Origin of the sequence: Herbaspirillum rhizosphaerae, assembly GCF_046025915.1 — a bacterium.
In the GTDB taxonomy this organism is placed as follows: domain Bacteria; phylum Pseudomonadota; class Gammaproteobacteria; order Burkholderiales; family Burkholderiaceae_D; genus Herbaspirillum; species Herbaspirillum rhizosphaerae_A.
The window spans coordinates 186894-209805 of sequence record NZ_JAQQFR010000008.1; the positions used below are offsets into that span (position 1 = coordinate 186894).

General features: G+C 58.2%; 22 protein-coding genes. 14 read left to right on the top strand and 8 right to left on the bottom strand.

The genetic code is table 11. The features are described 5' to 3' along the window. Positions 1–36 precede the first annotated feature (36 nt). The 10 genes from PQR63_RS13945 (at position 37) to PQR63_RS13990 (ending at position 9409) form a co-directional block, all read left to right on the top strand. Positions 37–918 carry a branched-chain amino acid ABC transporter permease gene (locus tag PQR63_RS13945; RefSeq protein WP_408168502.1) on the top strand — a complete coding sequence of 294 codons (882 nt, stop codon included), beginning with the start codon at positions 37–39 and terminating at the stop codon, positions 916–918. Then, positions 915–1955 (top strand): branched-chain amino acid ABC transporter permease, encoded by a 1041-nt coding sequence (locus tag PQR63_RS13950; RefSeq protein ID WP_408168503.1) that lies wholly within the window; start codon positions 915–917, stop codon positions 1953–1955. The genes PQR63_RS13945 and PQR63_RS13950 overlap by 4 nt, the downstream gene beginning before the upstream one ends. Beyond that, entirely contained in the window at positions 1952–2761 is an 810-nt protein-coding gene (locus PQR63_RS13955) for an ABC transporter ATP-binding protein (RefSeq protein ID WP_408168504.1), read from the top strand. Before PQR63_RS13950 ends, PQR63_RS13955 begins: the two co-directional genes overlap by 4 nt. Continuing rightward, positions 2754–3551, top strand: a complete 798-nt coding sequence (locus PQR63_RS13960; RefSeq protein ID WP_408168593.1) for an ABC transporter ATP-binding protein — start codon at positions 2754–2756, stop codon at positions 3549–3551. The genes PQR63_RS13955 and PQR63_RS13960 overlap by 8 nt, the downstream gene beginning before the upstream one ends. A gap of 5 nt (positions 3552–3556) precedes the next feature. Beyond that, complete coding sequence (locus PQR63_RS13965; protein WP_408168505.1) at positions 3557–3994, top strand: nuclear transport factor 2 family protein; 438 nt, start codon at positions 3557–3559, stop codon at positions 3992–3994. A gap of 242 nt (positions 3995–4236) precedes the next feature. After that, positions 4237–5352 (top strand): porin, encoded by a 1116-nt coding sequence (locus PQR63_RS13970; RefSeq protein ID WP_408168506.1) that lies wholly within the window; start codon positions 4237–4239, stop codon positions 5350–5352. Positions 5353–5591: 239 nt separating this feature from the next. Next, a complete protein-coding gene (locus PQR63_RS13975; protein ID WP_408168507.1) occupies positions 5592–6371 on the top strand; it encodes a GntR family transcriptional regulator in 780 nt (259 codons plus the stop codon). A 14-nt stretch (positions 6372–6385) separates the two neighbouring features. Next, positions 6386–7183 carry a transporter substrate-binding domain-containing protein gene (locus PQR63_RS13980; RefSeq protein WP_408168508.1) on the top strand — a complete coding sequence of 266 codons (798 nt, stop codon included), beginning with the start codon at positions 6386–6388 and terminating at the stop codon, positions 7181–7183. 4 nt (positions 7184–7187) lie between these two features. Continuing rightward, positions 7188–8615, top strand: a complete 1428-nt coding sequence (locus PQR63_RS13985) for an amidase (RefSeq protein WP_408168509.1) — start codon at positions 7188–7190, stop codon at positions 8613–8615. 44 nt (positions 8616–8659) lie between these two features. After that, a complete protein-coding gene (locus PQR63_RS13990; RefSeq protein WP_408168510.1) occupies positions 8660–9409 on the top strand; it encodes a 2-keto-4-pentenoate hydratase in 750 nt (249 codons plus the stop codon). Positions 9410–9423: 14 nt separating this feature from the next. Here the strand turns inward: PQR63_RS13990 and PQR63_RS13995 are convergent, their stop codons facing one another. After that, on the bottom strand, positions 9424–10050 hold the full coding sequence (locus PQR63_RS13995; RefSeq protein WP_408168511.1) for a flavin reductase family protein: 627 nt from the start codon (positions 10048–10050) through the stop codon (positions 9424–9426). A gap of 168 nt (positions 10051–10218) precedes the next feature. On the opposite strand from PQR63_RS13995, the gene PQR63_RS14000 reads away from it, so the two are divergent. The 4 genes from PQR63_RS14000 to PQR63_RS14015 all read left to right on the top strand — a co-directional run bounded on the left by PQR63_RS14000 (position 10219) and on the right by PQR63_RS14015 (position 15431). Then, entirely contained in the window at positions 10219–12114 is a 1896-nt protein-coding gene (locus PQR63_RS14000) for an ABC transporter permease (RefSeq protein ID WP_408168512.1), read from the top strand. Beyond that, positions 12111–12896: an ABC transporter ATP-binding protein gene (locus tag PQR63_RS14005; protein WP_408168514.1), complete on the top strand. Its 786-nt coding sequence runs from the start codon at positions 12111–12113 to the stop codon at positions 12894–12896. The genes PQR63_RS14000 and PQR63_RS14005 overlap by 4 nt, the downstream gene beginning before the upstream one ends. Then, on the top strand, positions 12893–13606 hold the full coding sequence (locus tag PQR63_RS14010) for an ABC transporter ATP-binding protein (protein ID WP_408168516.1): 714 nt from the start codon (positions 12893–12895) through the stop codon (positions 13604–13606). The genes PQR63_RS14005 and PQR63_RS14010 overlap by 4 nt, the downstream gene beginning before the upstream one ends. A 346-nt stretch (positions 13607–13952) precedes the next feature. Then, positions 13953–15431 carry a sensor domain-containing diguanylate cyclase gene (locus PQR63_RS14015; protein ID WP_408168518.1) on the top strand — a complete coding sequence of 493 codons (1479 nt, stop codon included), beginning with the start codon at positions 13953–13955 and terminating at the stop codon, positions 15429–15431. A 42-nt stretch (positions 15432–15473) separates the two neighbouring features. Here the strand turns inward: PQR63_RS14015 and PQR63_RS14020 are convergent, their stop codons facing one another. From PQR63_RS14020 to PQR63_RS14050, 7 genes are all read right to left on the bottom strand, one after another. After that, positions 15474–16181, bottom strand: a complete 708-nt coding sequence (locus PQR63_RS14020; protein WP_408168519.1) for an aspartate/glutamate racemase family protein — start codon at positions 16179–16181, stop codon at positions 15474–15476. A gap of 77 nt (positions 16182–16258) precedes the next feature. Continuing rightward, positions 16259–17023, bottom strand: a complete 765-nt coding sequence (locus tag PQR63_RS14025; protein WP_408168520.1) for an ABC transporter ATP-binding protein — start codon at positions 17021–17023, stop codon at positions 16259–16261. After that, positions 17020–17856, bottom strand: a complete 837-nt coding sequence (locus PQR63_RS14030; RefSeq protein ID WP_408168521.1) for an ABC transporter ATP-binding protein — start codon at positions 17854–17856, stop codon at positions 17020–17022. Before PQR63_RS14030 ends, PQR63_RS14025 begins: the two co-directional genes overlap by 4 nt. Further along, on the bottom strand, positions 17853–18803 hold the full coding sequence (locus tag PQR63_RS14035; RefSeq protein WP_408168522.1) for a branched-chain amino acid ABC transporter permease: 951 nt from the start codon (positions 18801–18803) through the stop codon (positions 17853–17855). Before PQR63_RS14035 ends, PQR63_RS14030 begins: the two co-directional genes overlap by 4 nt. A gap of 53 nt (positions 18804–18856) precedes the next feature. Next, positions 18857–19723, bottom strand: a complete 867-nt coding sequence (locus tag PQR63_RS14040) for a branched-chain amino acid ABC transporter permease (RefSeq protein ID WP_408168524.1) — start codon at positions 19721–19723, stop codon at positions 18857–18859. Between the two features lie 255 nt (positions 19724–19978). Then, positions 19979–21157, bottom strand: coding sequence for an ABC transporter substrate-binding protein (locus PQR63_RS14045; protein ID WP_408168525.1), 1179 nt, complete (start codon positions 21155–21157; stop codon positions 19979–19981). Positions 21158–21285: 128 nt separating this feature from the next. After that, positions 21286–22371, bottom strand: coding sequence for a porin (locus tag PQR63_RS14050; protein ID WP_408168526.1), 1086 nt, complete (start codon positions 22369–22371; stop codon positions 21286–21288). Positions 22372–22912: the final 541 nt, after the last annotated feature.

Sequence of the window (22912 nt, forward strand, 5' to 3'; positions counted from 1 at the left end):
CGTCCTTTTCATTGTCATCGTTAGTCAAGGAAAGCCATGCTATCCCGCTTCGCCATTTCTCTTGTTTCACTCCTGTTCGACGGCCTGGCCTTCGGCATGATTCTGTTTTTGATTTCCATCGGCATGTCGATCACGATGGGCGTCATGCGCGTCGTCAATCTGGCGCATTGCAGCTTCGCCATGGCCGGCGGCTACATGACCTTCATGCTGGTGACGCAGGCGCAGCTGCCTTATGCCGTCGCTGTGCCGCTGGCGGTGATCGGCACCATGCTGCTCGGCGCGCTGCTTGAGCGCACCGTCTATTCGTGGATATATGTCCAGAGCGAGCTGGGCCAGGTGCTCATGACCATCGGCCTGACCTTCGTCATGATTGCCACCGCCAATGCGATGTTCGGCTCCACCATTCAGGACATCCCGGTGCCGGGCGCCTTGCGCGGCACCTATCAGCTTGGCGCCATCGGTTTGCCGGTATATCGCTTGTTTCTCATTGCCGTCAGTTGCGCCTGTGCGCTGGTGATCTGGTATGTCCTTGATCGCACGCAAGTCGGCGCCAAACTGCGTGCAGCGGTGGACAACGCCAAAATGGCCGGCTGTATCGGCATGAATGTCAAAGCTTTCTTTGCAGTCACCTTCGCCATCGGTTGCGGCTTTGCCGGACTGGGCGGTGCGCTCGGCGCCGACATGTTCCCGCTGGAGCCGTTCTACGCGCTCAATTATCTGGTGCTGGTGCTGATCGTGGTGTCGGTCGGCGGCCTCGGCAGCATCAAGGGCACGCTCATCGCCGCACTGGTGCTGGGCATGATCGACACGCTGGGACGCTACTTCCTGCCGGAAGCGGGCGGCCTGGTGATTTATATGGCGACGCTGGTGATGCTGCTGGTGCGCCCTCAAGGACTCTTCGGAAGGCAGACAGCATGAAAATAAACACCTCCACAATTCGCCCCATCCTACCTCTGCCGGCCGGCGCATTGCCGTTCTACCGCGTCCGCTTCGCCGACGTCTTGCCGTGGGTGGTTGCGCTGGCCGCGTTCTTCACTTTCGATACGTATATGTCGATCGGCTCGCAGATCCTGATCATGGTCATCTTCGGCATCTCGCTGGATCTCGCGCTCGGCTTTGCCGGCATCAATACGTTGGGACACGCGGCTTTCTTTGGCATCGGTGCCTACGCGGCGGGGTATTTTTCGCTGCACGTTTCGCCCGAACCATTCAGCGGCTTGCTGGTTGCGGCCGGTCTGGCTGCATTTGTCGGCTTGCTGTCCGGCTGGCTGCTGTTGCGCACCAGCGGACTGGCATTGCTGATGCTGACCATGGTTACCACTGTCGTGTTGCATGAGCTGGCCAATACCTGGCGCAGCGTCACCGGTGGTGCGGATGGTTTGTCTGGTATGGAGACTGCGCCGCTGTTCGGCCTGTTCTCTTTCGACTTGTACGGCAAGACAGCGTATTTGTACGCGCTGGGCGTGCTGTTCGTGGTCTTTGTCGCGGTGCGCATCATCGCCAATTCGCCATTCGGTTTGTCGATCCGCGGCATCCGTGAAAACGCGAAGCGCATGCTTTTGGTCGGTACGCCGGTGCATGCCAAGCTGATTCTCGCTTATACGCTGTCGGCGGCCATCGCCGGTATCGCAGGCGGTCTGAGTGCACAGATCACGCGTACCGTCAGCCTGGATCTGTTGAGCTTTCAACTGTCCGGCAACATCCTGATCATGCTCATCATCGGTGGTGTCGGTCGTTTGTATGGCGCCTTCATCGGTATCCCGCTGTACATGCTTTTGCTGGATCGTGCTGCGGCAATTGATCCGTTTCACTGGATGTTCTTTGTCGGCATCGCTTTGATTGTGCTGGTGCGCTTTGCACCGGGCGGCTTGCTGGCGCTGGGCGGCAGCGTATTCGATCGCCTGCGCACTCATTTTCGTCCTCTTTCAGTCAACCCCGCCAAGGAGCAGAAATGACCCCCGTCCTGCAAACATCGCATGCGGACACGGCCTCTCCGGCGACCGCATCCTCGCGTCCTTGTGCACTGGAAACACGTGGTCTGTGCAAGCGTTACGGTGCCATTGAAGTTACCCGCAACGTCGACCTGCGCATCGAGCGCGGTGCGCGTCATGCACTGATCGGCCCCAATGGCGCCGGCAAGACCACCTTCGTCAATCTGGTTACCGGCGTGGTTGCGCCGACGGCCGGCAGCATTTATCTGGAAGGACGCGACGTCACCCAGGCCAGCCCGCAGAAGCGTGTTGCCGGCGGTCTGGCGCGCACTTTCCAGATCAATACCCTGTTCACTGAACTGACCGTCGCCGAAAACGTCGCCATTCCGCTGAGTCAGCGCATGGGCATCGCGTGGAAGCTGTGGGGCAAGCCGGCCCATCATGCCGGCGTGGTTGACGAGGCAGCAGCCTTGCTGGAGCAGCTCGGACTGCTGCAACTGGCGTCACGCCGCGTCAACGAACTGGCCTATGGTCAGCGCCGCATGATCGAAATTGCCATCGCGCTGGCGCTGAAGCCGCAAGTACTGTTGCTGGATGAACCGGCGGCAGGGATTCCCAACGGCGAGAGCGGCATGATCATCGATCTGCTGGAGCGCCTGCCCGAGGATATTTCCATTCTGTTTATCGAACACGACATGAACCTGGTATTTCGTTTCGCCAAAAAAATCACCGTACTGGTCGAGGGCAGCGTGCTGACGGAGGGGTCGCCTGCCGACATCCGCGCTGACGAGCGTGTGCGTAATGTCTATCTGGGGCGACGTCATGGCTAAGCTGCTCGACATCCACAAGCTCAGTGCCGGCTATCGCGACGCCGTCGTCATCGATGATCTGTCTTTCGGCATCGGACAAGGCGAAGCCGTCAGTCTGCTGGGCCGCAATGGCGTCGGCAAAAGCACGTTGCTGGCGACCATAATGGGGCTGACGACCGTCAGCAAAGGCTGCCTTGAATTCGATGGCAAGAACATAGCCAACACCGCCAACTATCAACGCAACCGCATGGGGATCGGCTATGTGCCGCAAGAGCGCGAGATCTTCGCCTCGCTGACCGTCGAGCAAAACATGCGCGTTGCTGCACGTCCCGGCGAATGGAATATCGCAGCGGCATACAAACTATTCCCGCGTCTGGAAGAACGCCGCAACAATTACGGCAATCAGCTTTCAGGTGGAGAACAACAGATGCTGTCCATGGCGCGTGCGCTGGTCGGCAATCCAAAATTGCTCTTGCTCGATGAACCGTTGGAAGGCCTGTCGCCGGTGATGATGGATATCTTGCTGGATGCGGTCAAGCAACTCAAACAAAGCGGCCTCACGCTGATCCTGGTGGAACAGCATGCGCATCTCGCGCTGGAAGTCACCGAGCGCGTCGTCATCATGGATCGCGGCCGCATCGTCCATGACGGTCGCAGCGATTTGCTGCTCAAGGACGACGCCACCATGCATCAGTTGCTGGGGCTGGCGCACGCGCATCAAGTTGAGAACACCGCTGAAAATTCAGCTGAAAATGCAGCCGGCAACATCTCCGCATCCGTGCGAAAACCAGACCTCAAACTCGCGAGCTGACAGCCATGTCTTTCGATGCACTTCAACACGTGCTGATCGGGCAGGAATGCGAACGCCTGATTCACCGTTACGCCTACCTCAACGATGAACGCGATTTCGATGCCTTGATCGAGTTGTTCACCGATGACGCGATTCTGTATCGGCCATCGGCCCCGGCGACGCCTCTGGTGGGACGCGAAGCGATCCTTGCGTCGTTTCGCAGCAGGCCTGCCGACGTACGCACTTTTCATTTGTGCACCGACGTCATCGTTGACGTGGAAGACCGTGAACACGCCGTGGCGCGGTCGCGCATTGTGCTGCTGTCGGGGGCGCGCTCGGATCTTGAGACGGGAATCGTCGACGTCGTTTCCAAACCGCCTGCACCGGGAACCTTCCAGGATCGCTTGCGGCTCACCGCGCATGGGTGGAAGTTCTCCGAGCGGCGCGGATCGTTCTGGATCTGACGAAAAACAGAAGAGCGATGTGTCGTTTTCTGCATCGTCATAAACAGATTAGATCGATCATCACGCCAATCGGCAACTAGCACGAGCGACCCGATCGCTAGAATGATTCTCGCTGAATCATCGATACGAATGCAGCGCCTTGCATCACCTCGCAGCAGAAAAAAGCGGCATCAGAATCGCTTGTGCAGTGAAGTAAGACATCACGAACCAAAAAACAGAAAACCCTTGTAGGAGACGAAGCAATGAAGAAATCAATCAGCACCACGCGTGTCATCGGTGCACTGGGCGCCACAGGCGCCATCGCAGCAGCCATGTTGTCGCCGTCGGCGATGGCGCAATCGCAAGTGACGATTTACGGTTTGATCGACACCGGCGTCGAATACGTCACTAATGCCAACGCGGCCGGCAACTCGGTCGTCAAGATGCCGTCGCTGACCGGCTCGTTTCCATCGCGTATCGGTTTCAGAGGGACGGAAGATCTGGGCGGCGGCCTGCAGGCAATGTTCGTACTGGAAGCCGGCATGGCCGTTGATACCGGCGGCATGGGACAAGGTAACCGTCTGTTTGGTCGTCAGTCCTACGTCGGCCTGAAGAACGCCACACAAAGCGTCATGCTGGGTCGTCAGGTCAACATGACTTACCTGTCTACGCTCAAGTCCGATGTGATGGGCCCAAACATCCACAGCATCGGCAATCTGGATTCCTACTTGCCGAACTCACGCAGCGATAACTCCATTGGATATCTCGGCACCTTCTCCGATGTGACGGTAGGCGTGACCTACAGCTTCGGCCGCGACGCGACTGCAGCCGGCGGTCCGGCATCGACCAACTGTGCCGGCGAGACTGCCGGTGACAGCAAGGCTTGTCGTCAGTACACCGGCCTGCTCGGCTACGACAACAAGGCGTTCGGCGTCAACCTTGCGTACGACAAGCTTAACGGCGGCCCCACTGCACTGCTGGGGTTGAACAACAGCAGCTACACCGATACCCGCATCGGCTTGCACGGCTACTTCATGATCAGTGATGCACGTATTGGGCTGGGTGTATTGGACCGCAAGACGCAGACCGCAACCAAGAGCGATTCCGACCTGTACTACCTCGGTCTGAGCTATCCGTTCACCGTTGCACTGGTCTTGGATACCCAGATCTCGCGCCTGAAGTTCAAGGGCACGGCAAACTCCGCCACGCTGTCCGTAGCGCGTCTGACGTATAACCTGTCCAAGCGCACCGCCTTGTACACGTCGGTCGGCTATATCAAGAACTCCGGCACGTCGGCAATCGCCGTCGATGCAGGTGGCACCATCGGCACCGGCATGAATCAATTGGGTGTCATGACGGGTATTCGTCATACCTTCTGATGTCTTGATTTATTGAGGTCTTGAGGAGCTGGCATTGTTGCCGGAAGCGTGTCGTCTGTATGGGCGGCACGCTTTTTTTACTTCTATTGGTTTCTATTTGTTATCTCCCTGCGTGCGCCGTCAGCGAGCGCAATTGCCGATAACTGTGCAAGCGTCCGGGAAGCACGCTTCATTGTTGTGCAAAATCCCCGTGTTTAACCTGTATACAGCTTGGCACGAAAGCTGCATACAGGTTTGGCATGACTACTTCATCCGAAATCAGCGACCGCATTCTTGAATCCGTGCTGGCCAAGCGCCTGCTGCCGGGGGCACGGCTCAGCGAGCAGCAACTGGCGACCTTGTTCGGCTGCAGCCGGACGATCGTGCGCGAAGCCCTGACACGTCTGTCGGTGCGGCAACTCGTGGTCTCCAGCGTCGGCAGCGGCTGGTATATTGCAGCGCCCACGCAGGAAGAGGCGATCGAAACCTTTGAGGCGCGGCGCGTGATTGAAACCGGCCTGCTGCGCAGCAGAGAGCGTCTCGACAGCGCAGGGCTCAAACGACTTCGACAGCATCTGCAGCAGCAGCGCCGCGCACTCAAGAGCGGGGATACCGGCTTGCGCAGCTTCTTGCTGGGCGATTTCCACGTCTGCCTGGCGCAATGTCTTGGCAACGCCGTGTTGGCCAATACCCTGAAAGATCTGACGGCACGCACCACGCTGATCGCCATTGAACACCAGAGCGATGCGGACGCCTCCCACTCTTGTGACGAGCATGCACAGATCGTCGAGGCGTTGGAAGCCGGCGATCTGATGCGTGCTGAACAGCTCATGGCAGCTCATCTCGGCACCTGGCACGTCAAGTTGCCGATGCAAGACCATGCAGAGGCCGCCCATATTCCAGATCCCTTGATGACGCTGCAGGAAGTCTTGCAGCCGCTGGATATTCATGGAGCTTCCGGCACCTCCGCCTCAACCGGTAATCCACCACTGAAAACCGCAGCAAAGGGCCGCGCCGCGCGGCCATCCCGTTCAATCTGACCTGGAGTAATGTAATGATGACCATCACCAAACGTCGCTTTTCCCTTGGTATCGCCGCCCTTGCGCTGTTCGCATCGGCTTGCGGCGCACAGGCGCAGACTGCCCTCGACGATATCCAAAAGGCGAAGCAGATCCGCATTGCGATTCCGACCGACTTTGCGCCTTATGGATTTGTTGACGCCGACTTGCATCCGCAAGGGCTGGACATCGACATGGCTAACTACGTCGGCGCCAAGCTGGGCGTAAAAGTAGTGCTGGTGCCGGTCACCAGCGCCAACCGCATTCCTTATCTGCAGACCAAGAAGGTCGACATCGTCATCTCCACGCTCGGCAAGAATCCTGATCGCGAAAAGGCGATTGATTTCACTGCCGCCTATTCGCCGTTCTTCATCGGCGTGTTCGGTCCTAAAACCATGGCGGTCAAAGCCGGTGCCGATCTGGCCGGCAAGTCCATCGCCGTCACGCGCGGCTCGATGGACGATATGGAACTGACCAAGATCGCACCGGCGACCACCGGCCTGCGCCGCTTCGAAGACAACAACACGACCATCTCCGCCTATATGGCAGGGCAGACGCAACTGGTCGCGACCAGCGTGCAGGTGGCCGACGTGATGATGAAGAAGAGCCCGCAGATGGGCACCGAGTTCAAGTTCGTACTCAAGGTGTCGCCGAACTTCATTGGTCTGGCCAAGAACGAAGACAAGCTGCGCAGCCGTCTGAATGAAATTCTGATGGAAGCGAAAAAGAGCGGCGAGCTGGACAAGATGTCTCAAAAATGGCTGAGCCGTCCTGCGGGCGATCTGCCGGAATAAGTTGATGCAGACAATGAAAGGCGAACTGTGGCGCCTCGGCGCTGCACAGCTTGTCTCCGGCTACCGCAGCGGCGCGTTCACGCCGGTGAATGCGTTGGAGGCTTGTCTGGAACGCATCGCGCATTGCCAGCCGATGATCAACGCCATGGTGTTCATCGACGTCGACGGCGCGCGTACTGCGGCGCAGGCCAGCAGCGCGCGTTGGAGAGCATCTGCGCCGCTCGGACCACTCGACGGTGTGCCGGTCAGTGTCAAGGACAACATGCATGTCGCCGGTATGCCGACGAGCTGGGGCAGTCGTCTTCTGCAGGGCTTCGTCGCAGCCAAGGACGAATTGCCCGTGGCGCGTCTGCGCCATGCCGGCGCGGTATTGATCGGCAAGACCAATCTGCCGGAGTTCGCGATGCAAGGGTATACATGGAACGCCTTGTATGGCGCTTCACGCAATCCCTGGAACATGGCAATGACGTCCGGCGGTTCGTCCGGCGGCGCTGCGGCGGCAGTGGCGGCCGGTTGTGGTCCGCTGGCGCTGGCGACAGATGGTGGTGGTTCGATCCGGCGTCCGGCTTCGCACTGCGGACTGGTTGGATTTAAACCGTCGGCAGGCATGGTGCCGCGAGGTGGTGGCTTGCCGGAAATCTTTCTCGACTATGAGGTAACCGGCGGTATTGGTCGCAGCGTTGCCGATGTCACGGCGTTTGCCAGTGTATTGGCCGGACGCGACCTGACCGCGCCGGCCTCCGCAGGCTACCGGGCGCGTATCTTGTTGGTTCCGCGCTTTGGTGATCATCCTGTCGATGCCGGTATTGCTGCACAGTTGATGCAGGCTGCCGATCAGTTTGCCGCGCTCGGCCATGACGTCGTCTCGATTGAATACTTCGATCTTGCCGAAGAAATCAATCAACGTTGGTCTGCGTTGTCGACAGCAGGTCTGGCGTGGATGATGGAGCGCGCTTCGTCATATCCGGAATTCGCCGCTGCATGCCGCAGTATCAGCAAGGACAGCAGCAGCGAACTGGAATTGCTCTTGGGTGAAGCTGCACGCGAGAATTTGTCGGCAGGGCGCAAGCTGTCCTCGTCGGCTTTGTTTGAGACGCTGGTGGCGGTGCACACGCTCAAGCTGCGCTTGGGTGAGGTCTTCAGTCAGTACGACGCTATCCTCACACCCGCCACGGCGGCGCTGCCGTGGCCGGCTGAACAGACGCATCCGACCGTGATCGACGGCACCCCAGTCGGCCCGCGTGGACATGCAATTTTTACCGCCTTCGCCAATGCCGCCGGACTGCCGGCGATCGCCTTGCCGACCGGTTTGGTCGACGGCATGCCGACAGGGTTGCAATTGATCGGCATGCAGGGACGGGACGCAGAATTGCTGGCGTTGGCGCAGCAATACGAAGATGCCCATCCCTGGTTGCATCCTTGCCCGATGTGAGCGTCGGGTTATCTTCAATTTAACGGTAGTGAATGGAGTAGCAAATGGATGCCAAGACGATTGCGCAGTTGCTGTTGAATGCGCACGCAAACGGTCAACGCGTGCAGATTGATCCGGTATCGGATCAGGCGCTGGCTTACGCCGTGCAGGACGCGTTGTTGCGTGAGATGGGGCCTGTCGCAGGATGGAAGGTCGGCTCCAAAGGGCTGGGGCAGGAGCCGATCTGCGCACCGCTGCCTGCGCGTGGTTTGCTACCGTCAGGTGTAACGCTGGACGATGGCTATCCGCTGCGCGGCATGGAGGCGGAGCTGGCGTTTCGACTAGGCCGGGATCTTGATGTCGGTGATCGCTTGCCGGAGAAAGCAGAAATGATGGACGCGCTGGACGCGATGCTGCCCGCCATTGAAGACGTGGAAAGCCGGCTGGCTGACTATCCACACAGCGGCAAGCTCACGCAATTGGCCGATCTGCAAAGCCATGGCGCTTTGATCGTCGGCGCTGCGATTCCACTGTCAGAACCAGCGACTGACTTGTTGCGGATCGAAGCGCGTCTGTCGTTCGACGAGGTGGAAGTCGCTCACACGACAGGCGGTAATCCGGCTGGCGACGTCTGGCCGGTGCTGGCATGGCTGGCGCGGCATTGTTCGCTACGCGGCATGCCTTTGCAGAAAGGTCAGATCATCACCACCGGATCCTGTACCGGCATGTTGTTTGCCGATGCTGCGCTGAAGGTGAAAGCAGATATCAACGGCTTGGGCATTGTCGAATTGGGATTCGAACAGCGACTACGCTGATATTGCCGGGAAGTTTATTTAGCCCAGCCGCGCGGCCGAGCCAGCTCAAAATTGGCGTCGCTGCGCGTGCGGCCGTACCAGTCGCCGCCCATGCGCGAGAGCAGGTTCAGTTTCTCGGGATCGGGCAATTGCTTGTCATTGAGGATGCGTTCATCGAAATGTGCCGCCAGCACGCGTGCCAGCAAGATATGGCAGGACGGCGCCTCGGCAGGGTAGGGCATGCAACTGGCCAGTTCACATTCAAGACTCACCGGCGCAGCTGAAACACGTGGCGGACGCACCAGCGATGACGGCGTGGAGGCGATGCCGCATTGTTCGAATTCGCTGATGTCGGCGTCATAGGAAAACGATGTTTCGTTCATGGCGTCAGCCAGGTCGAAGCCGACCAGATTGACCACCAGTTGCCCGGTTTCCTGCGCATTGCGCACGGTATCCTTGATACTGCCGTCGCGCTGCACCAGCGGCGAGATCATCACGGTCGGCGGCTTGCCGGTCACCATCTGGAAAAAGCTGAACGGCGCCAGGTTGGTCGCACCCGATGCCGACACGGTGGACACCCAGGCGACCGGACGAGGAATGACGGCGGAGGCCAGCCAGCTATAGGCCTGGCGTGGGTCGACTTCAGAAAAATCCAGAAACATGGGTACTCCATCAGGTGCGTAACAGGGACGGAAACAAGTACAGCGGCAGCGAGACCGTATACTCTAGCCGGAAATCGCGTGGCCGCGCTTGCAACGCTTGAGCCGTCGCGCGACTACAATAGCGGGCTTGCAAGTTTTCGCCTCCGAAAGCGCCTCAGGGAACAGGGAATGACGCTCTCAAGTCTGATAATACAGTTGATCAACGGTCTGGCCGATGCTTCCGCCATGTTTCTGGTGGCGGCAGGCCTGTCGCTGATTTTTGGCGTGACACGCATCGTCAACTTCGCCCACGGTTCGTTTTATATGCTGGGCATTTTTGTTGCCTATACCCTGGTCAGTCTGATTGGCGCCAGTGGTTTCGGTTTCTGGAGTGCCGTGTTGTTGTCGGCTTGCGCCGTGGCCTTGCTCGGCGCAGCGGTCGAGATCGTCATCCTGCGCCGCATCTATCGCGCCCCCGAACTGTTTCAACTGCTGGCGACTTTTGCACTGGTGCTGGTGCTCAAGGATGCCGCCTTGTATCTTTGGGGGCCAGAAGATCTGTTTGGGCCGCGCGCACCCGGTTTGGCCGGCTCGGTCGAATTACTGGGACGCCGCTTGCCGCAATATGATCTCGTTTTGATCGTGATCGGTCCTGTGGTGCTTGCTCTGTTGTGGCTGCTGCTTAATCGCACGCGCTGGGGAACACTGATCCGCGCGGCTACGCAAGACCGTGAAATGGCCGGCGCGCTTGGCATCAATCAATCCTGGCTGTTTACCGGTGTGTTCGCGCTCGGCTGCTTTCTTGCCGGTCTGGGCGGTGCTTTGCAGGGGCCGCGCATGCCCGCCAATCTGGCGCTCGATCTGGAAACCATCGGCAATGCCTTCGTCGTTGTGGTGGTCGGCGGTATGGGATCCATCAGCGGTGCCTTCCTGGCCGCCTTGCTGATCGCCGAGATTAAGGCGCTGTGCGTGGCGCTGGGTCAGGTATCCATCGGTGGCATCGATATCTCGCTGTCCAAGCTGACACTGGTGGTGGAATTTCTGGTGATGGCCGTGATCCTGGTGGTGCGTCCATGGGGTTTGCTGGGCAAGCCACAGGCCGTCAGCCGTAGCGGTGGCGCATCGGAAGCACCGTTGCGTCCGGCCGGACCTCTGCAGCGCAAGCTGGCGTTTGGCTCCATGTTGCTGCTGCTGGCCGCACCGTTAATGTCGGGCAGCTTTCCCTATCTCACCGTGTTGCTGGTGGAAATTCTTATTGCCGTCCTCTTCGCCGCCAGCCTGCATTTCATCATGGGGCCGGGTGGCATGCATTCCTTCGGCCATGCGGCTTACTTCGGACTGGGCGCTTATGCCGCTGCGCTGGTCTTGACCGGTTTGCATCTCCCGATGGAAGTCGCGCTGGTAGCCGGGCCGCTGGTGGCTGCCGCGGGTGCTTTGCTGTTCGGCTGGTTCTGCGTGCGCTTGTCGGGCGTATATCTGGCCATGCTGACGCTGGCGTTCGCACAGATCGTCTGGGCCATCATCTTCCAGTGGGATGACGTTACCGGCGGCAGCAATGGCTTGATCGGTATCTGGCCGTCGGACTGGGCGGCGTCGCCGACGGCGTTCTACTATTTGGCGCTGACGTTCAGTGTTGCCGGCGTGCTGCTGTTGCGGCGGGTGCTGTTTTCTCCTTTTGGTTATGCCATGCGCGCAGGCCGGGATTCTCCTTTGCGTGCTGAAGCGATCGGCATCGACGTCAAGCGCGTGCAGTGGATAGCTTTTGCTGTTGCGGGTTTGTTCTGTGGCATGGCGGGTGTGCTGTTTGCATTTTCAAAGGGCAGCATCTCGCCGGAAGCGATCAGCATCGGCCGCTCGGTCGATGGCCTGGTGATGGTCATGCTAGGCGGTTTGCAAACCTTGCTGGGACCGGTGGTCGGCGCTGCGGTATTTACCTGGCTGCAGGACGTGATCGCGCGCGAGACCGATTATTGGCGTGCTTTGCTGGGTGTCGTCATGCTGGCGCTGGTGTTGTTGTTCCCGACAGGGATCGCCGGATTCTTTGAACGCGTCGTCGAAAGCCGGCGCGAAGGAGATACAGCATGAGTCTCCTCCAAGTGCGCAACATCAGTAAATCCTTCGGCGGCGTCAAAGCGGTCGACGATGTGTCTTTCGATCTGCCTGCGGGGCAATTGCTGGCGTTGCTCGGCCCCAATGGCGCGGGCAAATCGACCTGTTTCAATATCCTCAATGGACAATATCGGCCCGATGCCGGATCAGTGCTGTTCGATGGCCGCAGAATCGATGGCATGAAACCGCGCGATATCTGGCGTCTTGGCGTGGGACGGACGTTTCAGATCTCTGCCACTTTTGCGTCGATGACGGCGTTGGAAAATGTGCAGATGGCGTTAATCTCGCGCGAGCGAAAATTGTTTCAGCTATGGAGTCCAGCAGCATCTCTATACCGCGATGAGGCGATGGTGCTGTTGGAACAGGTCGGTATGGCAGCGCAGGCGGAACGGGCGTGCGGCGTGCTGGCATACGGCGACATCAAGCGCGTCGAGCTGGCGGTGGCGCTGGCCAACCGGCCGCGCTTGCTGCTGATGGACGAGCCTACCGCCGGCATGGCGCCGCAGGAACGCAATGCACTGATGGCGTTGACCAAAAAACTGGTGGTCGAACGCAATCTCTCGGTGCTGTTTACGGAACACAGTATGGACGTCGTATTCACCTTCGCTGATCGCATGATCGTGTTGGCACGCGGACAGCTGATTGCCGAAGGTGATGGTGATGTGATTCGCAATCATCCCAAGGTGCAGGAGGTGTATTTCGGCTCCGGCAAGACTTTCGAAAAACAAGATATATCGCATGCAGGGAAGTCGATATGAGCGATGTGCTACTCAGGGTTGAAGGCCTTAACGCCTGGTACGATCGTGCCCATATCTTGTTTGATGTCGGCCTCGAAGTGCGGCGTGGTGAAGTGGTGGCGCTGATGGGACGCAATGGCGCCGGCAAATCGACCACGATGAAGGCGATCATGGGCATGCTGGATCAGATTCAGGGCAAGGTGACTTTTCTTGGTAAAGATGTGAGCCGTGCACGGCCGCATCAGATCGCCCGCATGGGTATGGGTTACGTGCCGGAGGATCGGCGCGTATTCACCGACCTGACCGTGTTGGAAAATCTGGAGGTGGGTCGCCAGCAGCCGCGCCCCGAGGCCTTTGCCTGGACGCCGCAAAAACTCTTCGACCTGTTCCCGAACCTTGGTGAAATGCAGCAGCGTCCCGGTGGACAGATGAGCGGCGGCGAGCAGCAGATGTTGACCGTTGCGCGCACGTTGATGGGTAATCCCTATCTGGTGTTGCTGGACGAACCATCCGAAGGCGTGGCGCCGGTGATCGTCGAGCAGATGGCCGAGACCATTCTGAAACTCAAGCGAGAAGGCATGTCCATTCTGTTGTCGGAACAAAACCTGCATTTCGCCGGACTGGTGAGTGATCGTGCTTACGTGCTCGAAAACGGCCACATCCGTTACCAGGGCACAATGGCGCAATTGGCTGCTGACGACGACGCGCGGCGCGCCTATCTTGCCGTGTAGGAAAAGATTGACGTGTGTCGCAAGCGCGCAACCTGTTGTCTTTCACTCACATTGCTTTAGAGATAACTATTTAAAAATCTGCTTTTGTGCGTTAATTAAAGCGACGGGTATCCGTAATTTGCGCGGATCCGCCCTATGACTCTGCTTGATCTCATTTGTTTTTTCTCGATCCTGGATGAGCCATCGCGGCTCAGCAGTATTCAGTACGACCATCAAGATTCACCGCTGCTTAGTTCCTCGTTGATGTTGCCTTTAGATGTTTGTGCTTGTTTGTTGCCGCATGTCGCGCAGATAGGATGACAAAATCAATCGCTTATACAAAATCCTGATCATCAATGGATCTCTGTTGGTCGCGTTGATATGCGGCTTGTGCTTCTGGCTGATCTATAAAAGTCATGAAGAAGCACGTCAAAACGCCATCGAAAATTCACAGAATGTCGCGCTGGTCGCACAGCGCGATATCGTCAGAAATATTGAAATCGTGTCCCTGTCCATGGATGCATTGGCGCATCGATATCAGAACACCATGTTCAAAGATCTCACCAATAGTCAGAAACATTCCTACCTGTTCGGCAGCGGGCTGGAGGCGAAGCATATGGTTTTCACCGCGATCATTGACGCCGCAGGCGAGGTAGTGGCGACTTCCTTACCGGGAGTGCCCAGCAAGACCTATGCCGATCGTTCATATTTCAAGATCCAGCGCGATCGTTTTGACGTCGGTTTGTACATATCGGCACCACTTGTCGCCAAATTCGACAACGACCTGCAAGCCGTCGTTCTGTCCAAACGCTTGTCCAATATTGATGGCAGCTTTGCAGGCATCGTCGCTATGGCGCTGGATCTGGATTACTTTCGTGAGTTGTTCAGTGGCATTGCGCTGGGCGAAGATGGTGTCATCTCGCTCTATTCGCGGGATGGCATCATTTATATGCGCGTTCCCTCTTCAACGGCCATGGTCGGTCGCGATATGAGCAAGAGTCCCAATTTTTTACAGGTCCGCGACGCGATTCAGCGGGACAGCGGCAATTTCTTTATCCGTTCTTCCACAGATGGTGTCGAACGCTTGTTTTCATTCAAGAGCGTCCCAGGAACGCGGCTGGTTGTGATGGTCGGGCGCTCCGAGAAGGACATCTACAAAGATTGGTGGGATGATGTGTACGGCACCATGGTCATGATGTCGCTGGGCGGTCTGGTGTTCCTGGTCTTGTTCTGGGTGCTGCGCAAAGAACTCAGAAAACGTGTTGAAGCCGAAGAAAAACTAAATCAGCTGGCCCGCGTCGACGGGCTGACAAAGCTGATCAACCGCCGCACACTGGATGATTTGTTGGAGGACTTATGGAGCGTGTCGCAACGGGGTAACGTCGCTTTTTCCATCTTGTTTATCGACGTTGATAATTTCAAACTCTATAACGATACCTACGGACATCAGAAAGGCGATGACGTCCTTGCTGCTGTCGCACAGGCGATCACGGACGCCTTGCCTCGCAGTTCGGACGTCGCGGCACGGTATGGCGGCGAAGAGTTTGTCGTCGTGCTGGCGGAAACCGAAGCGCCAGGTGCAATGCTGGTCGGTGAGAAAATCAGGAATGCCATTGAAATACTGAAAATTCCTCATTCCCGCAGCCAGTTCGGCCACGTCACGGCAAGCATTGGCGTGGCGACCTATGACCGTAATGCGCATGCAAGCATTGAAGCCGTGCTCAATGCGGCTGACGGTGCCTTGTATGAAGCCAAAGGCAGCGGCCGCAATCAGGTGAAGCTGAGTTCTGCGCCGGCAACAACGCCGGCACCGATACCGGCAACAACGCCTGCGGCTGCCTCCTGATTCCTTACTCCCGGTTTTTGACTTCTAAGTACCGGGTCGATGTCATAGGTACTGCTTCGCCAGCGGATAATTCCATTCGCCGCGTTTGCTGGTTTGCAGACCAAGTCGTACCAGGCCTTCAGCAAACGTCACGGCGGCGCTGACGCCGTCAATCACTGGTACGCCCAGCTCCTTGCTGATGGCCTGACACAGATCGGCCATGCCGGCACATCCCAGGACGATACAGTCGACGTCATCCTGCTCCAGCGCGAGGCGGCATTCCTGCATGATCGCGGCGTAGGCGTCGGAGGCGGGATTGTCGAGATCCAGTACGGCGATTTCACAGGCGCGGATGTTGCGGCAAAAGCGTTGCATACCGTAGCGTTCTGCAAGATGGGCTGCGATGCCGCAGGTTCTTCCGAGTGTAGTAACGATGCTGAAATGCTTGCCGACGAAACTGGCGGCGTGCATGGCGGCTTCGGCGATGCCAAACACCGGACCGCTGGCGATCTCACGTGCTGCTTCGAGGCCGGGGTCGCCGAAGCAGGCGATGATATGGGCGTCTGCGCCGGCTGCTTCGGCGCGGCGGATTTCGGCAAGCAGGCCGGGTACGCACATGGCTTCGTCGTAATGACCTTCGATCGAGACGGGGCCGGTGGTGGGGTTGCAGGCCCAGATCTCGGTGCCCGGTGCTGCGACCTGGCGGGCACACTCGCCGATCTTGGCCGTCATGCTGGCGGTGGTGTTGGGATTGACGATGTTGATTTTCACGTTGTCTCGATTGTTCTTGGCGGTTGATGCTGTACGGGGTAGTCGGTGCTTACTTTGTTTGCTGTGATTCCGTGCTGTTATGCGCCCAGATACAGGCGCTTGATGTCGGGATGGTCGAGCAGCTCGCGCGAAACGCCTTCCAGTTCGATGCGCCCGGTGGCGAGGATGTAGGCGTAGCGCGAGATCATCAGCGCCATGCGGCTGTTCTGTTCGACCAGCATGATGGTGACGCCTTCGTCCTTGTTGATTTCCAGAATGGTGCGCGCAATCAGGCGGATGAATTGCGGTGCAATGCCCAGCGACGGCTCGTCCAGCAACAACAGCCGCGGGCGCGCCATCAATGCGCGGCCGATGGCGACCATTTGCTGCTCGCCGCCGGACAGGCTTGATGCCTGCTGGCTGAAACGTTCCTTCAGACGCGGGAAACGCGTCAGCACCTTGTCCAGATCTGCCGCGATACCGCCCTTGTCGGAACGCGTATAAGCGCCCATCAACAGGTTGTCCTTGATCGACATGAAAGGAAAAACGTGGCGCCCTTCCGGCACCATCGCCACGCCTTGTTCAACCAGCTTGTGCGCCGAGGTGCCGGTGACATTGCTGCCGTTGAGCAGCACCTGGCCGCCGCATACCGGCGACAGGCCCGTCACGGCGCGCAAGGTTGATGATTTTCCCGCGCCGTTGGCGCCGATCAGCGCCACCACGCTGCCCTGGTCGACGCGCAGACTGACGTCTTGCAGCGCGCGCACCTGGCCGTAGTTCAGCGAAACGTTTTGCAGTTGCAGATGTGGGATGGCACTCTCGGCTTGCTCGGCTGTAGCGGTGGATTCCAGTATCGCGTTCATAGACCGATGTCCTCATCTTCCTTGCCCAGATAGGCTTCAATGACCTGTTCGTTGTTACGGATTTCTTCCGGTGTGCCTTCGGCGATTTTCTTGCCGAAATAGAGTACGTGGATATGGTCGGAGATTTTCATCACGGCTTTCATATCGTGCTCCACCAGCAGGATGGAGACACCGCTGGCGGCGATTTTGCGTGTCAGTTCCACGGCGCGGTCGGTTTCGTCGGGATTGAGTCCGGCGTAGGGTTCGTCGAGCAACAGCACCTTGGGGCTTGCTGCCATGCCCATGGCGATGCCGAGCAGGCGCAGATAGCCGTGCGGGAGTGTCTTGGCGACGCTGCTGGCGACACCGTCGAGGTCGAGGAAACGTAAAATTTCCAGTGCGTCGGCGCGCATGCGGTCTTCGTCGCGGCGTGCTGAAAGCGTGTTGGCGAATACCTGAAAATCATTGGCGCTGCGCGAGAGCTGGCGCGCCAGTGCAACGTGTTCCAGTGCGGTCAACTCGGGGAAGATGGTGGTTTCCTGGAAGGTGCGCACCAGTCCACGGGCGGAGATCTTGTGCGGATTCAGTCCGGTGATGTCTTCGCCGAACAGGCGTACTTTGCCGGTGGTCGGCGTGCAGAAACCCGCCAGCATTTTGAAGAAAGTGCTCTTGCCCGCACCGTTGGGCCCAATCACGGAGGTGACCTTGCCGGTTTCGGTACCGAGCGAGAGCGAGACATCGTCGTTGGCCAGCAGGCCACCGAAGCGTTTGCTCAGACCGCTGGCTTCGAGGATGACGCGTTTGTCCGGAGGCGGGGTCACCGAAGGGCTGACCGGATTCATGGATGCACTCATTTCGCTTCTCCTTTGCGGAACGGCAGCGAGAACGAGAAGCCGCGCAGCGCCATCAATCCATTCGGCAGCGTCAGCATGACCACGATCATCAGCACGCCGTAGATCAGCGATTGATATTGCTGGAAGTCCTGCAAGAGTTCAAACAGGATGGTCAGCGCAAACGCACCGATCATCGCGCCGCTGACATATTCCAGTCCGCCGAGGAAGCAGAACAGCATGTAGTAAATGCTGTGTTCGACCGTGAAGCTTTGCGGATACACGCTCTGCGTGAACACGGAAAAATAGCTGCCGCCCAGCCCACCCAGCGCACAGGCGATGGAGAAGGCCATGATGCGATAGCGCCAGACATTGACGCCGAAGCTCTCCGCCAGATCTTCGTTCAGCCGCATGGCGCGGAAGATGCCGCCCAGACGCGAATAATGCACGCGCCACACCACGCCGAGCGCAATCGCCAGAAGGGCAATGCCGAGGTAGTACAGCGGCAACGCAGAGTCGCCCGAGAACGGTTGCGGTAAGCCCGTGATGCCTTTGGAGCCTTGCGTCAGATTGCCGCCGTTGAGGAAGGCCAGGCGAATTGCTTCCGTCAGACAGATCGTCAGCATCGAGAAATAGATGCCCTTGAGCTTGAGAATCATGCTGCCGATCAGCGCGCCGCACAGGGCCGACGCCAGGCAGGACAGCGGCAGCGCGATCCAGAAACTGTGTCCGGCCTTGGCGATCAGGATGGCCGTGACATAACCACCGATCAGTGCAAAACCTGCCTGGCAGATATTGATGCGGCCGATGCAAAAGGTCAGCCACACGCCGCTGGCAATGACGGCTACACCGGCGCAATTCATCAGCACCGACATCAGATAGCGCGAGTGGCCGATGCCGAGCGGCAGAACGACCAGTACGCCGAGTATCAGCAGGATCACCGAGAAGTCGCGGCGTTGGTCGAGTTTCATGGAGCCTCGTGAAAGCAAAGAAGTGAGCGGCGAATTGAGAGGTGCAGTCATGATCAGCCCCAGGGTTTGCCGAACAGGCCGTTCGGTTTGAAGATCAGGAACACGATCATGGCCACAAAGATCAGCAGGTAAGTCATGCTGCTCGGCAGCAGGTCGTAGCCGATCGCTTCAGCCATGCCGAGCACGAAGCCGCCGACGATCGCACCCGAGGTCACACCGGCGCCACCGATCATGATCATGATGAAGGCCTTGGTCGAGATGTTGGTGCCGACACCCGCATTGACGCCATACAGCGTCACCAGCAAGCCGCCGGCGATACCGGCGAGCGCCGCGCCGATGGCGAAGCCCAGCGTGGTGATGAACTTGACGTTGACGCCTTGCAGCAGCGCCGCTTCCTTGTCTTGTGCCACGGCGCGCAGGGCGCGGCCGGGTTTGGTGTATTGCACGAATAGCAGCAGCGCGACGATGAAGCCGATCGAAATCAAGGCGACCGCGAGATTCGAATAGGGCAGATACGCATCGCCATCGTTGAGAATCAGCACGCCGTCGATCAGCGTCGGCACGCCGCGCTGCTTTTCGCCGAACAGCGAGAGCGCAACGTTTTCCAACAGCAGCGCGGTGCCGACTGCCATGAGCATGCTGCTTTCTTCACGCTTGGAAGTTGCCAGTACGGGTTGGAACAGGAAGCGGTTGAACGCCATGCCGATCACGCCCAGCGTCGCGCCCGCCAGCAGCAACGCCAGCCAGAACGGGAAGCCGAATTGTCCGTACAGGTAGTACATGACAAAGCCGCCCAGCATATACATCTGGCCGTGGGCGAAATTGACCACGCGCATGATGCTGAAGACCATGGTCAGTCCCAGCGCAATGAGCGCATAGGCCGAGCCGAGGATGAGTCCGTTGATGAGAATTTGCAGCATGTCGGTTGATGAATCCTCTGTTATTGCATCAATGTCAGGGTATTGCCCACACCAGAAGGGAGGCCGGTGCGGGCAATGGGTGAAGCAGACTATTTTTACAGCCAACCTGCTCATGGTCTCGTTGCAAGACCCTGAACAGGTTGTTGTTACTTATTACTTTTACTACCTACTGCTTTGCTTCTACTACACCCGCCGCACGCGGGACAACGTGTGGCGGGGCACAACAACGCGCGTTACGACTGCATGCCTAGTTCCTTAATTCGCGACCTGGCCGACGTAGACCGCTTCGAAGCCGCCGCCCTTATAGGCGTTGACCACCAGCGGTACGCCAACCTGCGATTGACGGCCGAAATCTTTCTTGCCGACGAATTGCAGTGTGGTCTTGTCCTTCACGAAAGGATTGGTCATCTTGAACGACGGCATCTCCTTGCGGAATTGCTCGACGTCGGTCAATGCCTTCGGGTTCTTTTGCAGCACGGCCAGGATCAGTTCCAGCGCGTAAGCCTTGGTGCCGGCTTCGTCATTCCACTCGCCGACGCGCTTCTTGTAGACCTCGACGAATTGCTTCATGTAGTCGGATTGGATCGCCGGTGTCGATGCACCGCCGACGGAAAGGAAGCCTGCCGCTTTTTCACCGGCGACTTGTTCCAGGATCTTGGCGTCTTGTCCTGTTTCAGTCGACAGCTGGCCCTTGAAGCCGAGGTCGCGTGCGGCCTTGATCAGCAGCGGCGCATCCGACGGCGCTACGCCCGACAGCACGATGGCGTCAGGTTTGGCGCGTACCAGCTTGGACATGATCGGCATGAAGTCGGTGGTGCCCGGCTCATAGCTTTCCTTGTCAGCCAAGACCTTCAGGCCCAGGCTCTTGGCTGCGGCCACGCCTTCTTCCTGCTGGTTCTTGGCGTCGGACTCGTTACGTGCGACGAAGGAAATGCTCTTCACGCCTTTCTTGTCCATCAGGTATTTGTAGACCACCGGACCGACCTGATACGACGCCACCATACCGAGCACCGAAGCGTTGGCCGGCGCGGTGTACAGCTCCTTGGAGAAGGCGTACGGGAAGTTCATCGCCTTGGCGCGTTCCATCACCGGCTTGACGGCGATGGCGGTGGTGTCGATGTTCGGTCCGATGATGTACTTGACACCGTCGCTGGCGAGTTTCTCGGCGTTGGAGATGGAGATCTTCGGATCATTCTTGTCGTCGAGTGCGACGATTTCGATCTTGTACTTCTTGCCGCCGATATCGACGCCGCCTTTGGCGTTATACATTTCGGCAGTGGTCTCTGCGCAGTATTTGTTGACCAGGCCCCACGATGCGGCAGCGCCGGACATGACGCCGTTGACGCCGATCTTCAGAACGTTGTCGGCGGCGTGCGCCACCGGTACCGCGGCGAACATGGCCAGCGTCAATGCGGCCAAGGTTTTCAAGGACATGCGTTTGTTCATCATTACTCCCGTTTGAAAAATGGAAAACAGAAAAGTCGATTCAAAAATTCTCAGATAAGGAATCAAGCAAGGATTACGCCGCGTCGCTTCCTATCTGCATGTGCAATAGCTTTTGATCAGAACGTGTGGCGGATACCAAGCGCCAACGCGGTCTGATGCTGATTGGCGTAACCGCCGCCGATGGCTGTCGAGTTGGTGTTGATCAGCGATTCGGTGGCGCCGTCGCCGTTGCTCAGGTAGGCCAGGTTGGCGATCAGGCTGGTGCGTTTGGACAAGCTGTAAATGCCCAGCAGGCGATAGACCTTGGTGTTGTTGGAAAGCGTGGTGTTCTTGCGATAGATCACATCAGCCGAACCGGTGAAGGCAGGCGTGAAGGTGTAGTCGACGCCGGCTTCCACTGCATAGGCTTTGCGTGCGGTCGGCAGCGAAGGAATCGACTGGAACGAGCCGGGGCCGGAGATGTCGCTGCGAGCGGCGCCAAGACGCAATTTCAGTGCGTTGATGGTGTAGCTGGCGCCGAGTGTGGTCAGCTTCAACACGTTACCGGTGTTGGTGAGGCCGACGGTAGCGTCCTGTTCGCGATCAAAAGTGATACCAACGAAGAACGGGCCTTGCGCATACTTCGCAGCGATGTTGTAGACCTGCCCGGTGCGCAGGCTGCCGGCCGCTTCGCCGAAGCCGTACATCACGCCGCCCTGAAAGCCACCGACTTCCGGTGAGACGTATTTGATGGTGTTGTTATAGATTTCGCTGACCGCATCAAATTCAGAAAACTTGAAGATCGCACCGGAGTTGTAGCCACCCTTGAACACGCTGCCCACCAGCCAGTCATCGTTGAAGTTCCATTGCTTGCCGACGGTCAGTGCGCCGGACGAGCTTTCCAGACCGACCAGCGAATTGCGCGAGAACAGCTGGCCGCTGGACGATTGCGAGCCGTTGGTCGGATTGAAGCCGGCCTGCAGGTTGAACACCGCATTGAGACCGCCGCCGAGATCTTCCTTGCCGCGGAAGCCCACGTTGGATACGCCCAGAATGCTGTTGAGCGCACCGACCTTGTTTTGCGAACCGTTGCCGACGTTAGTGGTGTAGCCGAAGCCGGTGTCGATCACGCCGGAAATAGTGACGCTCGATTGTGCACAGGCGACGCCGCTTGCGCCCAGTGTAAGGATGGCTGCTGCCCCGAATTTGATGAAAGTGCTCATGTTTTCCTTCTTGTCTTGATTGATGTTTTCAATAGGTTTGCCATATCGGCCCGACCCCGATTCCCTGCCGGACCAGCTTTTCACGCGTTGTCACGAGGATTGCTGAGGTACATGTATTACGCACTGCTGTCTGCCGTGCCGGCTGATGCGAACTTCCTGGCATCAGCAAGTCTTGTTCAGATGAATACAATTTCAATTAGGATTGTGCACAATCTTGGAATTTTGAATAAGCGAAAAGCGTGCCAGAGCGAACTGATAATGAGATTGAAGTGGTAAAAATGGCCTTGTATCAAGGCTTTCAGCGACTGTCCCGGAGTCGGCTGTGGGACGTCATGCGCGGGAGTATGGCGAGCAAATCCTGTCGGAAGGCTGACAAGGAGCATGTTTGTGCACCTTCTTATCGAGATTGTGCACAATTTGAGAGCTGCATTCAGTTTTTGGTGCGGACGGCGGAGGTGCGTTTAGATGCTATTGGTACTGTGTTTTTGATGTCCGGCGGCGGCGCGATACGAGGCTGTTTCCGGAGTGCGCTTGTCTCGTG